Consider the following 14,066-nt stretch of genomic DNA (forward strand, 5'->3'; position numbering starts at 1 on the left):
CACACGCTACTGCGCCTGGCTCACCGAGGACATGTGGAAGTCGGGAATCCGCAGCGGCGGCATCGCGGTACGGGTAACCCAATCTGACCATTCGCGCGGCAGTGTCGGCTCGCTGACACCTGCTTCGGTGGCCCGTCGCAGCAGGTCCAGTGGGCTTTCGTTAAACCGGAAGTTGTTGACCGCCGCGCTGACCTCGCCGTCTTCGACCAGGTAGACGCCGTCGCGGGTCAGCCCGGTGAGCAGCAGCGTGGTCGGGTCGACCTCGCGGATGTACCACAGCGTGGTCAGCAACAGTCCGCGCTCGGTGCCCGCGATCATGTCGGCGAGATCGGCCGACCCGCCGGTCATGATCAAGTTGTCGGCGGCGACCGCAACTGGGGCGTCGAATTTGGCGGCAGTGGCCCGTGGATACGCCAGCGCATTGATCACACCGCTGCGGATCCAGTCCACCTGGCTGATTTCCATGCCGTTGTCGAACACCGATTGCGTCTCCGAGGAGTTGCTCACCGCCACAAACGGCGTACACGCCAGACCCGGCGCAGCCGGATCGGTGAACAACGTCAGCGGCAGCTCGGTCAACCGCTCTCCCACCCGGGTTCCACCGCCAGGAGCCGAGAAAGCGGTTCGGCCCTCCTGCGCGCCGCGCCCGGCCATCGACCAACCCAGGTAGATCATCATGTCGGCCACCGTCGACGGCGGCATGATGGTCTGGTAGCGCCCGGCCGGCAGCTCGACGGTGCGTTGCGCCCACCGCAGCCGCGTCGACAGCCGCTCGAGCATCAGATCGATGGGCACCTCGACGAAATCGGGTGTGCCGATCCCCACCCAAGCGCTGGCGTCGCCGCGTTTGGCGTTGATCTCGATCGCCCCGGTGGGCTGGGTGTAGCGGCGGCGCAGACCCGTCGACGATGCCAGAAACGTCGTGGACACACTGCGGTGCGCGTAGCCGTACAAGCGGTCGGCCCCGCGGAAGCCCCTGCTCAGTGAGCCGGCGATACCGGTGAAAACCCCTGCCCCGGTGCCCGGAACCGGGGCATCCCAGTCGTCGGGCTCTCCGGTATCGGCAAGCAGCGGCGCGGCATCACCGGCCTCCGGCGCGGAGCGGGCCGCGTCCTGGGAGGACACCACCAGACCGGGCAGCACCGACGGGTCCACTTCGGCGGAGACCACGGAGCCGACGAAGGCGCTATCTCCCCGTCGGACGATCGAAATCACGGTGACGTTGCGCCTGTGGGAAACGCCGTTGGTGGTCATCGAATTGCCCGCCCAACGCAGTGTCGCCTCGACCTTTTCGGTGACCAGCACCATGGTCTCGTCCGCCCGGCCAGACCTGGCCGCTTCCTTTAAAACGATGTTGACGGCGTGCTGCGGCTCGATCATCGACCACCTTCAGTACGAGTATTGAGCACATTGACGCCCCGGAACAACGCCGACGGACAGCCATGGCTGACCGCGGCAACCTGGCCGGGCTGGGCCTTGCCGCAGTTGATGGCTCCGCCCATTCGCCAGGTCGACGGCCCGCCCACGGCTTCCATGGCATTCCAGAAATCGGTGGTGCTCGATTGATAGGCGACATCACGCAGCTGCCCGTACAGCTGGCCACCTCGGATGCGGAAGAAACGCTGGCCGGTGAACTGAAAGTTGTAGCGCTGCATGTCGATCGACCATGACTTGTCGCCGACAATATAGATCCCGTCGTCGACCCGGCCGATCAGGTCCGCGGTGCTGAGGTCTTCGATGCCCGGCTGCAGCGATATGTTGGCCATCCGCTGGATCGGCACGTGATGTGGCGAGTCGGCATACGAGCAGCCGTTGGAACGTGGCTCCCCCAACCGTGGGGCGAACGCCCGGTCGAGCTGGTAACCAACGAACACCCCGTCACGCACTATATCCCAGCTCTGCGCGGCCACTCCCTCGTCGTCGTAACCGACGGTGGCCAAGCCGAATTCGGCGGTACGGTCGGCGGTCACGTTCATCACCGGCGAGCCGTAGCGCAGGGTGCCGAGTTTGTCTGGGGTGGCAAACGATGTCCCGGCGTAGGCAGCCTCGTAGCCGATGGCACGGTCGTATTCGGTTGCGTGGCCGATGGATTCGTGAATAGTCAGCCATAGGTTAGTGGGGTCGATCACCAGGTCGGTGGGCCCCGGCATCACGCTAGGCGCTCGGACCTTCTCGGCCAACAGCGATGGCAGCTGCGCGAGCTCGTCGGTCCAGTTCCAGATCTCGTCGCCGGCCACCACTTCCCAGCCCCGGGCGGTCGGCGGAGCCAACGTCCGCATCGATTCGAAGTTGCCCGCCGCGGAATCAACAGCAACCGCATCCAGGCACGGCAGCAGCCGCACCCGCTGTTGGGTAATCGATGACCCGAAGGTGTCGGCGTAGAAGGTCTGCTCCTTGACGGCGTTCAAGCTGGCCGATACGTGGTCGATGCCGTCGGCGTCCAGTAACCGCCCGGAGTAGTCGCGCAGCACGGCGATCTTCTCGGAGGTGGGAACGCCGAACGGATCGATCCGGTAGTTCGAGACCCACTCCGCGTCGGTGTATACGGGCTCGGGCGCCAATCTGACCCGCTCGGTGTTCAGCGCCGCCAGCACGGTAGCCACGTGTACCGCATGGCGAGCGGTCGCGGCCGCGACGTCGGGTGCCAACTCAGCATGGGAGGCGAATCCCCACGTGCCCGCGACGATCACCCGGACGGCCAGGCCGAGCTCACGGCTGATCACCGCGGTCTCCAGCTCACCGTCACGCAGTTGGATGATCTCGGTGCTAATGCGGTGAACCCGCAGGTCGGCGTGGCTGGCCCCGGCCGTGGCGGCCGCCGACAATGCGGCGTCGGCCAACTGCTGGCGCGGCAGGTCCAGGAAGTCTTCATCGATCCCCCGGTTCGGTGTCACGGCTCCACCGTAACGACCAGCTTTAATACACCCATGCGCGACGCGCCACGTCGGAGGACGGCACTGGCATATGCCCTGCTGGCGCCCAGCCTGGTGGGCGTGGTCGCCTTCTTGTTGCTGCCCATCCTGGTGGTGGTATGGCTGAGCCTGCACCGGTGGGACTTGCTGGGCCCACTGCGCTACGTCGGCCTGACCAACTGGCGGTCGGTGCTGACCGATTCCGGCTTCGCAGACTCATTGGTGGTCACCGCCGTCTTCGTGGCGATCGTGGTCCCGGCGCAGACAGTACTGGGACTGCTGGCCGCGTCCCTGCTGGCCCGGCGACTGCCGGGCACCGGCCTGTTCCGCACGCTGTACGTGCTGCCCTGGATCTGTGCACCGCTGGCGATCGCGGTGATGTGGCGCTGGATTCTGGCGCCCACCGACGGCGCGATCAGCACTGTGCTCGGACACCGCATCGAATGGCTCACCGATCCAGGCCTCGCGCTTCCTGTGGTTTCGGCCGTCGTGGTGTGGACCAACGTCGGATATGTCTCGTTGTTCTTCCTAGCCGGATTAATGGCGATTCCGCAGGACATTCACAACGCCGCACGCACCGACGGCGCCAGTGCCTGGCAGCGCTTCTGGCGCATCACCCTGCCCATGTTGCGGCCCACCATGTTCTTCGTCCTGGTTACCGGAATCATCAGCGCCGCACAGGTTTTCGACACCGTCTACGCGCTGACTGGCGGTGGGCCGCAGGGCAGCACCGACCTGGTGGCCCACCGCATCTACGCCGAGGCGTTTGGGGCCGCGGCAATCGGGCGGGCATCGGTGATGGCGGTGGTGCTGTTCGTCATCCTGGTCGGTGCCACCGTGGTGCAGCATCTGTATTTCCGGCGGCGGATCAGCTATGAGCTCACCTAGTCGCGTCTCCAACACTGCGGTCTACGCGGTGCTGACCATCGGCGCGGTAATCACGCTGTCCCCCTTCTTGCTTGGCCTGTTGACCTCGTTCACTTCCGCACACCAGTTCGCGACGGGTACTCCGCTGCAGTTGCCGCGACCGCCCACGCTGGCCAACTACGCCGATATCGCCGATGCCGGATTTCGCCGCGCGGCGGTGGTGACCGCGTTGATGACGGCGGTGATCCTGCTGGGCCAGCTGACATTTTCGGTGCTGGCCGCCTACGCGTTCGCGCGGTTGCAATTTCGGGGACGTGATGCGTTGTTCTGGGTCTACGTCGCAACCTTGATGGTGCCGGGGACGGTGACCGTAGTGCCGCTGTATCTGATGATGGCCCAGCTAGGCCTGCGCAACACGTTCTGGGCGTTGGTGCTCCCGTTTATGTTCGGTTCGCCGTACGCGATTTTCCTGCTACGCGAGCACTTTCGCCTCATCCCAGATGACTTGATCAACGCCGCGCGCCTCGACGGTGCCAACACTTTGGACGTGATCGTGCATGTGGTGATCCCAAGCAGCCGGCCGGTCCTGGCCGCCTTGGCGATGATCACCGTGGTCTCGCAGTGGAACAACTTCATGTGGCCGTTGGTGATCACCAGCGGCCACAAATGGCGTGTCCTAACGGTGGCGACGGCTGACCTGCAGTCGCGGTTCAACGCCCAGTGGACGCTGGTGATGGCGGCGACCACGGTGGCAATCGTGCCGCTGATTGCGCTCTTCGTGACCTTCCAGCGGCACATCGTCGCGTCGATTGTGGTCTCGGGGCTCAAGTGACCCGGCCCCGCCAGTCCACGCTGGTCGCCACCGCCCTTGTGCTGGTGGCGATCCTGCTGGGTGTGACGGCGGTGCTATTGGGGCTCTCCGCCGAACCGCGTGGCGGAAAGATCGTCGTAACGGTGCGACTCTGGGACGAGCCGATTGCTGCGGCGTATCGACAGTCGTTTGCGGCATTCACCCGCAGCCATCCCGATATCGAGGTGCGCACCAATCTGGTGGCCTATTCGACCTACTTCGAAACCCTGCGCACCGACGTGGCTGGCGGCAGCGCGGACGACATCTTCTGGCTATCCAACGCCTACTTCGCCGCCTACGCTGACAGTGGCCGGCTAATGAAGATTCAGACCGATGCCGCCGACTGGGAGCCGGCGGTGGTTGACCAGTTCACTCGGTCCGGCGTCTTGTGGGGTGTGCCGCAACTGACGGACGCCGGAATTGCCGTGTTCTACAACGCCGATCTGCTGGCTGCCGCCGGTGTCGACCCCACGCAGGTGGACAACTTGCGATGGAGTCGCGGCGATGACGACACCTTGCGCCCGATGCTGGCTAGGCTCACCGTCGACGCCGATGGACGCACCGCCAATACGCCAGGATTCGACGCTCGACGGGTCCGCCAGTGGGGATACAACGCCGCCAACGATCCTCAGGCCATCTACCTTAACTACATCGGCTCGGCCGGCGGTGTGTTCCAGCGCGACGGCAAGTTTGCGTTCGATAACCCCGGCGCCATCGAAGCCTTCCGCTATCTGGTCGGCCTGATCAACGACGACCACGTCGCACCGCCGGCCTCGGACACCAACGACAACGGCGATTTCTCCCGTAACCAGTTTCTGGCTGGCAAGATGGCGCTATTCCAGTCCGGCACCTACAGTTTGGCGCCGGTAGCCCGTGACGCCCTCTTCCACTGGGGTGTGGCGATGCTTCCCGCCGGCCCCGCAGGCCGGGTAAGCGTCACCAATGGTATTGCTGCAGCTGGTAATTCGGCGTCCAAACATCCGGATGCGGTGCGTCAGGTGCTGGCCTGGATGGGCAGCACGGAGGGCAACGCCTACCTGGGCCGCCACGGTGCGGCCATCCCCGCGGTGTTGTCTGCGCAACCGGTCTACTTCGACTACTGGTCTGCTAGGGGCGTCGATGTCACGCCGTTCTTCGCGGTGTTGAACGGTCCGCGCATTGCGGCCCCCGGCGGCGCCGGCTTCGCCGCCGGACAGCAGGCCCTCGAACCCTACTTCGACGAAATGTTCCTCGGCCGTGGCGATATCACGACAACCCTGAGGCAGGCACAGGCGGCGGCCAATGCTGCCACACAGCGCTAGTTGGGATCTAGCCCGGTAGTACCAGCACAGGGACCGGGCTGTAGCGAATGATCTTGCCACTCCAGGAGCCGAGGAATACTCTCGCGACATCACCGAACGGCGAGGTGCCCAAGGCCAGGATCTCCCCGTCCTGCCAGTCCGCAGCGTCCAGCGCCTGCGCCCAGCCGTTCCCGGTGACCACTTGCAGCACAACGTCTTCACTCACGACGCCGTTAATTCTTAGTTTTTCCAACAGTTCTCGCGCTTGCGCCGCCCATGCCTCCAGAACCGAAGCCTCGGCATGCAGCCCCACTTCGGGCGGATACATGGTCCGGCCGCGGACCGCGAATGTGATCACCCGCATCGGCACGCCATACCGGCTGGCCAGGTGGCCGCATCGCCTCACCACGTCGACCGAACCCGACGTCGCGGAGTAGCCGCAGCTGAGCCGTGTCAACCGGTCGGTGTAGCAACGGTAGCGGCGGGGGGTGATCGCCACCGGTACCGGCGACGAATGCAGCAGCCGGTCGGCGGTCGAGCCGATCAACACCCGCGCGCGCCGCCCGCTGGGAAACGACCCCAGCACCAGCACCTCGGCTTCGAGTTCCTCGACGACGTCGAGCAGACCAGCCGACACCGATCGGTGTGCGCGGTGGTGGTAGCTGACCTCGATCCCGTCGGCCAGTCTGCGCAGGTAGCGCTGGGCCTCTCGCGCGGAGGCGGCAGCCAGCTGCTCAGACCAGAGCTCGTACTCGGCGTCGACGCGGGCGAGCGACGGTGTCGGCCAGTGCCTGCGCACGATGGTGGCCACTGTGAGCGACGTCTTGTGCATCCGCGCGACGCGGACGGCTAGATGTAATGCGGACGGACCGACCTTGCCAGCCAAATACCCGACGACGATGGTCACGGCACTTCCTCGTTGAGCGCACTGTGGTGCCGACCCCACATCAGGTAAAAGATCACTGCCACCGCCACCCATCCGCTGAACGCCAGCCAGGTGTACCAGTGCAAGCTGGCCAGGATATACCCGCAGGCCAGCACCGAAAGAACAGGCGTCACAGGGTAACCGGGTACCTTGAACCCTCGGGGTAAGTCGGGCTCGCGCACCCGTAGAACGATCACACCCACAGCCACCACGCTGAACGCGGTGAGCGTGCCGATGGACACCATGTCCGCCAAGCTATCCAGCGGTATGAAGGCGGCCAGCGTCGATGCGAAGATCGCGACGATCACCGTGTTGTGCACCGGCGTCATGGTGCGCGGATTCACCTTCGCGAACCGCGCCGGCAGCAGCCCGTCGCGCCCCATCGCGAACAGGATCCGGGTCTGGCCGTACATGGTGACCAGCGTGACGGTGAAAATCGAGACCACCGCACCGGCGGCCAGAATCGTGCTGGCCCATTCGCCATGCGTGACGTTGTCCAAGATGATGGCCAGCCCGGCGGTTTCCTGCTCTGCGAAGTCCTGCCACGGTTGGGTGCCCAGCGCGGCCAGTGCGACCAGCACGTAGACACCGGTGACGACCACCAGCGCTGCGATCAGCGCACGCGGCATGGTCTTCTGCGGGTCCTTCACCTCGTCGCCGGCGGTCGACACCGCGTCAAGGCCGATGTATGAGAAGAAGATCGTGCCCGCCGCGGAGCCGATGCCGGCGACGCCGAATGGGACGAAATCCTTGAGGTGGTCGGCGCTGTACGCGCTGAACGCGATGATCATGAACATGCCCAGCACGCCGAGCTTGATCAGCACCATGATCGCGTTGACCCTCGCCGACTCGCTGGCCCCTCGAATCAACAGCAGCGCGCATAGCCCGATCAGGATGACGGCGGGCAGGTTCACCCAACCGGGATGGGTGTCCCACGGCGCCGCCGACAATACGTGCGGCATCTGAAATCCGAACAGATTACTCAGCAGCTTGTTCACGTAGCCACTCCAGCCGACCGCGACCGCTGCGGTGGCTACCCCGTATTCCAGCAGTAGGCAGGCCGCCACCACCATCGCGACCGCCTCGCCCAGCGTCGTGTACGCGTAGGAGTACGCCGACCCGGAAATCGGCACGGCGGAAGCCAGTTCCGCGTAGCAGATAGCCGCGAGCCCAGCGGCGATGCCGGCGATGATGAACGAAACAATCACGCCCGGGCCGGCCTCTGGAACTGCCTGGGCAAGCACGAAAAAGATGCCGGTACCTATCGTCGCGCCAACCCCGAACATGGTCAGCTGGAAGGTGCCGAAACTCCGCTTGAGGTTCCCCGATGCCCCGGATGCGACCGGGGCGCCGCTCACCGGGCGGCGCCGCAGCATCAGTTCTCGAAGGCTCATCGACGTTGTCGGCAATTATGAACCCGCCTCCCATAGCGCGTCGGCGAACCGGCGAACCGCGCAGTCGATCTCCTGCGCGGTGATCACTAACGGCGGCGCGAACCGCAGGGCGGCGCCGTAGGTGTCTTTTAACAGCACACCGCGATCGGCCAACCGCATGCTCATGTCTGTGCCAATGGCAAGCGCCCGTTCGATGTCGACGTCAGCCCACCATCCGAGGCCGCGCAGGGCCACCGCACCATCGCCGATCAGGTCCGCCAGGCGCTGATGCAGATGCGCACCCAATTTAGCGGAGCGAGCTTGACATTCTCCCCAGACGACCATGGAAACCACGGGGGTACCGATCGCGGCGGCCAACGGATTGCCGCCGAACGTCGACCCGTGTTCGCCGGGATGCACCACGCCGAAGATTTCGCGGTCCGCGACCATCGCCGACAACGGAACCGCACCGCCACCAAGTGTCTTGCCGAGCAGGTAAATGTCTGGCAGCACACCCCCGTGGTCGCAGGCGAACGGGTAACCCGTACAGGCCAGCCCCGATTGGATTTCGTCGGCGATCATCAGCACGTTGTGCTCGACGCAGCCGGCAGGTAGTCGTCGGCCGGGACGATGATGCCCGCCTGGCCGGGAATCGGCTCGAGCAGGTCAGCGACGGTGTTGTCGTCGATTGTCTGCGCCGGTGCCGCAGCATCGCCAAACGGTACCGAGCGGAGTCCCGGGGTAGAAGGTTCGACGCCGCTGCCCGCAGCCGGGTCCGACGAGAAGCTGACGACACTGCTGGTGTGGCCATGAAAGTTGTTGTTTGCCAAAATGATATCGTCCCGGCCCGCGGGGAGGCCGTTGACGTCGGCTCCCCACTTGCGGGCCCTAAGACCGCTCTCCACCGCTTCAGCATCAGAGTTCATTGGCAACACCACGTCTTTGCCGCACAGCGGGGCAAGCGCGGCGCCCAACGGCCCGAGTCGGTCGGCATGCAAGGCCCGATTCAGCGGGGTGACGGTGTCGATTTGGGCATGAGCCGTGGCGGTGCTCGCGGGGTTGCGATGGCCAAGGTTGACCGCCGAGTACGCAGCCAGCCAGTCCAGGTAGCGCAGGCCGTCGATATCGGCGATCCACGCACCCTCAGCGCTGGCCGCCACCACAGGCAGCGGCGAATAATTGTGCGCTGCATGCCTTTCGACCAGTGCCATAGTGGCCTGAGTGGCATCCGCGAGATTTGTCATGGGTGTATCTCCAGCGTGCAGCACTTGACGGAACCGCCGCCCTTGAGCAGCTCGGACAGATCGACACCGACCGGCTCGAAGCCGGCTGCGCGTAACTGCGCCGCAAAACCCATGGCCGCGACCGGAAGCACTACGTTCAGACCGTCAGAGACGGCGTTGAGTCCGAACACGAACGCGTCGGCACTGCCGACCACAATCGCGTCGGGGAACAGCGCCGACAACTGTTCCTGCGCTGCCGTACTGAACGCCGGCGGGTAGTAGGCGATCGTGTGGTCGTCGAGCACGGCCAGCGCGGTGTCCAGGTGATAGAACCGTGGGTCGACCAACTCGAGGGAGACCACCGGCAGACCAAGCACCGCGGCGATTTCGGCGTGTGCGCGCTGGTCTGTGCGAAAGCCGTAGCCCGCCAACACCCTTTCGCCAACCATCAGCAGGTCGCCCTGTCCCTCGTTGACGTGGCGGGTGGTCACCGGGCGATATCCGACCGAGGACATCCAGCTGGCATAGGCTCTAGACTCACCAGCTCGTTCGGGGAACCGGAACCGGGCGACCACGGCGATGTCGTGCGCGATGAACCCACCGTTGGCGGTGTACACCATGTCCGGTAACCCGGAAATGGGCTCGATCAGATCCACGCTGTGGCCTAGCCGAAGATAGGTCTGGTGGAGGTGCTCCCACTGTGCTTGCGCGACTTGGACGTCGACTGGCGCGGTGACGTCCATCCAGGGGTTGATCGCGTATGCGACGGCAAAGAAGGCCGGCGGGGTCATTGCATACCGCCGCGTCCGGGGGGTGCGGCGTGCAGGTGACCCTAGGCGGGCAGCAGCGACGTAGGAATCCGTCATAAACCAACGATATTTGGCTCTGATTTCACAATCAAACGATGGTCGTTGCGTATTTTCCATTGATACATTGCGTTAACCTCGAATCTGTGGTGATTCGTTGCGTGCTTAGAACGGAGGAGGGCCGATGGACCGCCTGGATGACACCGACGAACGCATCCTCGCCGAGCTGGCCGAGCATGCACGGGCCACCTTCGCCGAGATCGGTCACAAGGTGAGTTTGTCCGCTCCGGCGGTGAAGCGCCGCGTCGACCGGATGCTCGAGAGCGGCGTCATCAAGGGCTTCACCACGGTGGTCGACCGCAACGCGCTCGGCTGGAACACCGAGGCTTACGTGCAGATCTTCTGCCACGGCAGGATTGCGCCTGATCAGCTGCGTGCCGCCTGGGTGAATATCCCCGAGGTGGTCAGCGCGGCAACGGTGACTGGCACGTCCGACGCGATCCTGCACGTGCTCGCTCATGACATGCGGCATCTGGAGGCCGCCCTCGAGCGCATCCGGTCCAGCGCTGACGTCGAACGCAGCGAAAGCACCGTCGTGCTGTCAAACCTCATCGACCGCATGCCGCCCTAGTGTTCCGCGCCAATGCTAGAAAAGGCCTGCTGAGCTACGTAGACGCAGCATGAGCAGGTCCTCGCGCCGCCAACCCGCGAAACGGCGCGTCTGTACACCGACACGCCGTTAGGGCGCGCGCCCACGCCCAGCTATCGCCCAAGCTCACCATCGCGTTGGGCGGCGGCGGTGGCGGCCAACATCGGGGCTATAGCGGCTGGCCGGTCCGCGCGCCGCCCGCGCCGCCAGCTAGGAGTGCAATATCAGGCTCTCTATCGCCACCGCTGTCCCGCTGGCCATGGCAGTGATCGCAAGCGTCACCCAGTCGGCAAGTTTGGGTCGCCCAGGATGCGCTGACAGCTGGCCGGTGCCGCCACGGGCGGTGATCGCGTCGCCCATCTCGTCGGCACGGCGCAGGGTCACCGTGATGGCAGCGGCAAGCAGGTCGATCAGCTCGCGCGCATGCCGCTGGCGCCGAGCCTTGCGGCTTGGCGGCATCCGCTTGGGCCGCAGCCGGCGCGCGGCGTAGAGCACCTGGAATTCGTCGATCAACATCGGGAAGGCGCGCAGCGCGAGCGCCAACGCCACCGCCCATTCGTCGACCGGGATCCGCAACACCCGAAACGGCCGACCCAAAGTGGCTACCGCAGGGCTGATTTCGGCAACATTGGTGGTCCAGGACACCATCGCCCCCAGCGCCAGGAGCACAACCGACAGCGCGGTGATCCGCAGGAAGTGCAGTGCGCCGCCCAATCCGAGCTGCAGTCCGCCCACGGCGACCACTGGAGTGCCACCGGCTAGCGCAGCGGTCAGAAAGCCGATCGCGAGGACGATCCACAGCCAGCGAGGTACCGACGGCAGCGCGCCGCGCGGAATGTGCGCGATTCGGGCCGCGGCCAGCACCAAAGCCGCCATCATCCCGATCGTCACCCATCCCGGGTAGAACGTCAGCAACACCGAAATGCCGAAAACCACCAATAATTTGGTGCCGGCCCACAGGTCGTGGATGACCGAGCTACCCGGCACCGGAATCAACAGCACAATCGGACGTGACGGGCGACGAGTCCCGTTGCGTGCCGGGGTCGAAGTTGTGGTCATGACATTCCCCCCGCCTCCGACGCCGCCGCCGATTCCAGCACACCGTCGCGCAGATGCAGGGTACGCGGGCAAAGCTCCTCCATCCCCGCGAAGTCGTGCGAAACTACGACCACCGTCAGGCCGCGCGCCCGACGCAAGTCTTCCAGCAGCCGCAGCAGGCCGCGCTGGCTGGCCGCGTCCAACCCCGCCAACGGCTCATCGAGGATCAACGCCCGGGGTGCACGCGCAAGCAGCCCGGCCAGCACCACCCGACGCATCTGGCCCCCGCTGAGCTGGTCGATTCGTCGCGCGCCCAGCGCGGGGTCCAACCCAACGACAGTCAGCGCCGCAGCCACCCGGTCCTGCTCGCTAGCCGAAAAACCTGCTGCGGAAGCAACTTCCAGGTCTACACGGCTGCGCATCAGCTGCAGCCGGGCCGCCTGAAAAGACAACGCCACCGCGCCGACCTGCTCGTGGGTGGGCCGACCGTCAAGTAGGCAGGCTCCGGTCGTGGGGATCGTCAGCCCGGCCATGATCCACGCCAGCGTCGACTTCCCCGAGCCGTTGCCGCCGTGGATCAGCACCCCGTCTCCCTGCTCAACAACGAAGTTGATATCGCGCAACGCGGTCTTTGCCCACGGGGTGCCGCTAGCGTATTCGTGGCCGACGCCCACCAGTTCGAGCGCCGGCGCGTGCTGGGGCTGATCCACCCCGATGACCGGGGCCGGCATCGCGGCGGTGTGGACCATATCGGTGTTATCCGGCGAATCGCTCAGGCTGAGCGTGCGGTCGGCGGAATCGGCTTCGTTGTCGTAGTGCGTGATGTGCACCAAGGCGGTCCGGTGCCGCTGCGTCAGACCCGACAGCACGGCCAGCAAAGCGTCCCTGCCCTGCTGGTCAACCATGGTGGTGACCTCGTCGGCGATGAGCATCGCCGGCTCCCGGGCCAGCGCTGCCGCCAGCGCCAGGCGCTGCAGCTCACCACCGGACAGGCTTCCGGTGTCGCGTTCGGCAAGCGCTTCCAAGCCGACCTCGCTCAGCAACCGGCCAACGTCAGCGGTGGTACCCAGCGGCAGCCCCCACACCACGTCGTCGGCAACCCGGGTGCCCAGGACCTGGCTTTCCGGATGCTGCAAGACGACAGCGGTGCCGCCCAGCTTTCCCAAACCCACCGTGCCCGGACGATCCACGGTGCCCGACGTCGGTGCCCGGCCGGCCAGTATCAGCATCAAGGTGGTCTTCCCTGATCCGTTGGCCCCGATGATCGCTAGGTGCTCGCCGGCCCGGACGTCGAGGCTGACCTCCCGCAGCGCATCTTGGCCGGCGCGGGGGTAACGGAAGCGGACCTTGTCCAACCGCACCGGCACCGGCCCGATCAGAGCGTCCACGTCATCTCCTGGCGGTGGGTCAAGTTTGTGTACATCGGGGATTCCGCGCATCCGCTCCAGCAGGCGCGACAACGCCCACCACCCAATCAGCGACACGATCATGATCCCAATGTTGAAATAGCCCAGCAGCACCCACGGCCAGTACTGCAGTCCCTCGGCGAAATACCGCTTGACGTCGGCGGCTGCCCCCTGCATGTGCATCCGGGCCAAGGTGGCGGCGATACCGTCCACGTTTGCGGTCATGACCTTGAAAATCAGATGCCGCAGTCGGACCATGGCGGCCAACATCCCGACCATCGCCGCGCCGAACACGAATCCGGCGATCAGCGACGAGACGACCACCGTCGGGGTGCCCCGGCCCCTGCGTTTGACGATTCCGGTCAGCCCACCGATGTAGGCACTGTGGACCACCCCCATGAAACCGCCCAGCCCCGCGATCAGGAAGGCGATCATCCCGGCCGCAACCGTCGCGGCCGCCAGCACGCGGAGACGGTAGCGGTAGGCCAGCAGGCCGGTGGGCACGGTGCCCAACAGCGCCAGACCGGCCGCGAACGGAACGACGACGGAGATGATCGCGGTCACCGCGCACAGCGCCGCCATCACCGACGCCTGCGCCAATTCACTCGGCCGCAGCGGCCCGCCCCGATGTTGCGCGGGGCAAGGGCCGAGCGGGGTCACTTCACCGATTCTGCCAGGCTCAGGCCCGCACACGGCGCAGCACATCGATTAGCCTCGCATAGCAAAGCTATGCAACG

General features: G+C 65.6%; 11 protein-coding genes and 1 pseudogene. 4 read left to right on the top strand and 8 right to left on the bottom strand.

What is annotated here, in order from left to right; genetic code table 11:
* Nucleotides 1-6: 6 nt before the first annotated feature.
* Together MCAN_RS12290 and MCAN_RS12295 are read right to left on the bottom strand one after the other, a co-directional pair.
* Nucleotides 7-1,380: a TldD/PmbA family protein gene (locus tag MCAN_RS12290; RefSeq protein ID WP_014001220.1), complete on the bottom strand. Its 1,374-nt coding sequence runs from the start codon at nt 1,378-1,380 to the stop codon at nt 7-9.
* The gene (locus MCAN_RS12295) at nt 1,377-2,894 is read right to left on the bottom strand and encodes a TldD/PmbA family protein (RefSeq protein ID WP_014001221.1); all 1,518 of its coding nucleotides are present in this window, start codon (nt 2,892-2,894) and stop codon (nt 1,377-1,379) included. The genes MCAN_RS12290 and MCAN_RS12295 overlap by 4 nt, the downstream gene beginning before the upstream one ends.
* Nucleotides 2,895-2,927: 33 nt before the next feature.
* Here MCAN_RS12295 and MCAN_RS12300 point away from each other — a divergent pair, with 33 nt between their 5' ends.
* From MCAN_RS12300 to MCAN_RS12310, 3 genes are read left to right on the top strand one after another with little or no spacing between them, the layout of a single operon-like run.
* Nucleotides 2,928-3,800 carry a carbohydrate ABC transporter permease gene (locus MCAN_RS12300; RefSeq protein WP_003411940.1) on the top strand — a complete coding sequence of 291 codons (873 nt, stop codon included), beginning with the start codon at nt 2,928-2,930 and terminating at the stop codon, nt 3,798-3,800.
* Complete coding sequence (locus tag MCAN_RS12305) at nt 3,787-4,611, top strand: carbohydrate ABC transporter permease (protein ID WP_014001222.1); 825 nt, start codon at nt 3,787-3,789, stop codon at nt 4,609-4,611. Before MCAN_RS12300 ends, MCAN_RS12305 begins: the two co-directional genes overlap by 14 nt.
* A complete protein-coding gene (locus tag MCAN_RS12310) occupies nt 4,608-5,930 on the top strand; it encodes an ABC transporter substrate-binding protein (protein ID WP_014001223.1) in 1,323 nt (440 codons plus the stop codon). Before MCAN_RS12305 ends, MCAN_RS12310 begins: the two co-directional genes overlap by 4 nt.
* Before the next feature lie 7 nt (nt 5,931-5,937).
* Here the strand turns inward: MCAN_RS12310 and MCAN_RS12315 are convergent, their stop codons facing one another.
* The 4 genes and pseudogenes from MCAN_RS12315 to ddaH all read right to left on the bottom strand — a co-directional run bounded on the left by MCAN_RS12315 (nt 5,938) and on the right by ddaH (nt 10,296).
* Nucleotides 5,938-6,816 (bottom strand): universal stress protein, encoded by an 879-nt coding sequence (locus MCAN_RS12315; RefSeq protein WP_003411952.1) that lies wholly within the window; start codon nt 6,814-6,816, stop codon nt 5,938-5,940.
* A complete protein-coding gene (locus tag MCAN_RS12320) occupies nt 6,813-8,243 on the bottom strand; it encodes an amino acid permease (protein WP_003411955.1) in 1,431 nt (476 codons plus the stop codon). Before MCAN_RS12320 ends, MCAN_RS12315 begins: the two co-directional genes overlap by 4 nt.
* Nucleotides 8,244-9,451: pseudogene (locus MCAN_RS24160) on the bottom strand (aminotransferase class III-fold pyridoxal phosphate-dependent enzyme).
* On the bottom strand, nt 9,448-10,296 hold the full coding sequence (gene ddaH / locus MCAN_RS12335; protein ID WP_003914884.1) for a dimethylargininase: 849 nt from the start codon (nt 10,294-10,296) through the stop codon (nt 9,448-9,450). The pseudogene MCAN_RS24160 and the gene ddaH overlap by 4 nt, the downstream one beginning before the upstream one ends.
* A 124-nt stretch (nt 10,297-10,420) precedes the next feature.
* Between ddaH and MCAN_RS12340 the strand changes: the two genes are divergently transcribed.
* Complete coding sequence (locus tag MCAN_RS12340) at nt 10,421-10,867, top strand: Lrp/AsnC family transcriptional regulator (RefSeq protein WP_003411963.1); 447 nt, start codon at nt 10,421-10,423, stop codon at nt 10,865-10,867.
* A gap of 228 nt (nt 10,868-11,095) precedes the next feature.
* Here MCAN_RS12340 and MCAN_RS12345 read toward each other — a convergent pair whose 3' ends face one another.
* Both MCAN_RS12345 and MCAN_RS12350 read right to left on the bottom strand, forming a co-directional pair.
* Complete coding sequence (locus tag MCAN_RS12345; protein WP_014001225.1) at nt 11,096-11,944, bottom strand: energy-coupling factor transporter transmembrane component T family protein; 849 nt, start codon at nt 11,942-11,944, stop codon at nt 11,096-11,098.
* On the bottom strand, nt 11,941-13,989 hold the full coding sequence (locus MCAN_RS12350; protein ID WP_407635588.1) for an ABC transporter ATP-binding protein: 2,049 nt from the start codon (nt 13,987-13,989) through the stop codon (nt 11,941-11,943). The genes MCAN_RS12345 and MCAN_RS12350 overlap by 4 nt, the downstream gene beginning before the upstream one ends.
* Nucleotides 13,990-14,066: the final 77 nt, after the last annotated feature.

Source organism: Mycobacterium canetti CIPT 140010059, assembly GCF_000253375.1.
GTDB classification, from domain to species: Bacteria; Actinomycetota; Actinomycetes; order Mycobacteriales; family Mycobacteriaceae; genus Mycobacterium; species Mycobacterium tuberculosis.

Excerpts from the sequence above, each read along its gene's own strand:
- ddaH (WP_003914884.1), bottom strand. The coding sequence starts at position 10,296 with ATGACGGATTCCTACGTCGCTGCTGCCCGCCTAGGGTCACCTGCACGC.
- MCAN_RS12300 (WP_003411940.1), top strand. The coding sequence starts at position 2,928 with ATGCGCGACGCGCCACGTCGGAGGACGGCACTGGCATATGCCCTGCTG.
- MCAN_RS12305 (WP_014001222.1), top strand. The coding sequence starts at position 3,787 with ATGAGCTCACCTAGTCGCGTCTCCAACACTGCGGTCTACGCGGTGCTG.
- MCAN_RS12290 (WP_014001220.1), bottom strand. The coding sequence starts at position 1,380 with ATGATCGAGCCGCAGCACGCCGTCAACATCGTTTTAAAGGAAGCGGCC.
- MCAN_RS12340 (WP_003411963.1), top strand. The coding sequence starts at position 10,421 with ATGGACCGCCTGGATGACACCGACGAACGCATCCTCGCCGAGCTGGCC.
- MCAN_RS12345 (WP_014001225.1), bottom strand. The coding sequence starts at position 11,944 with ATGACCACAACTTCGACCCCGGCACGCAACGGGACTCGTCGCCCGTCA.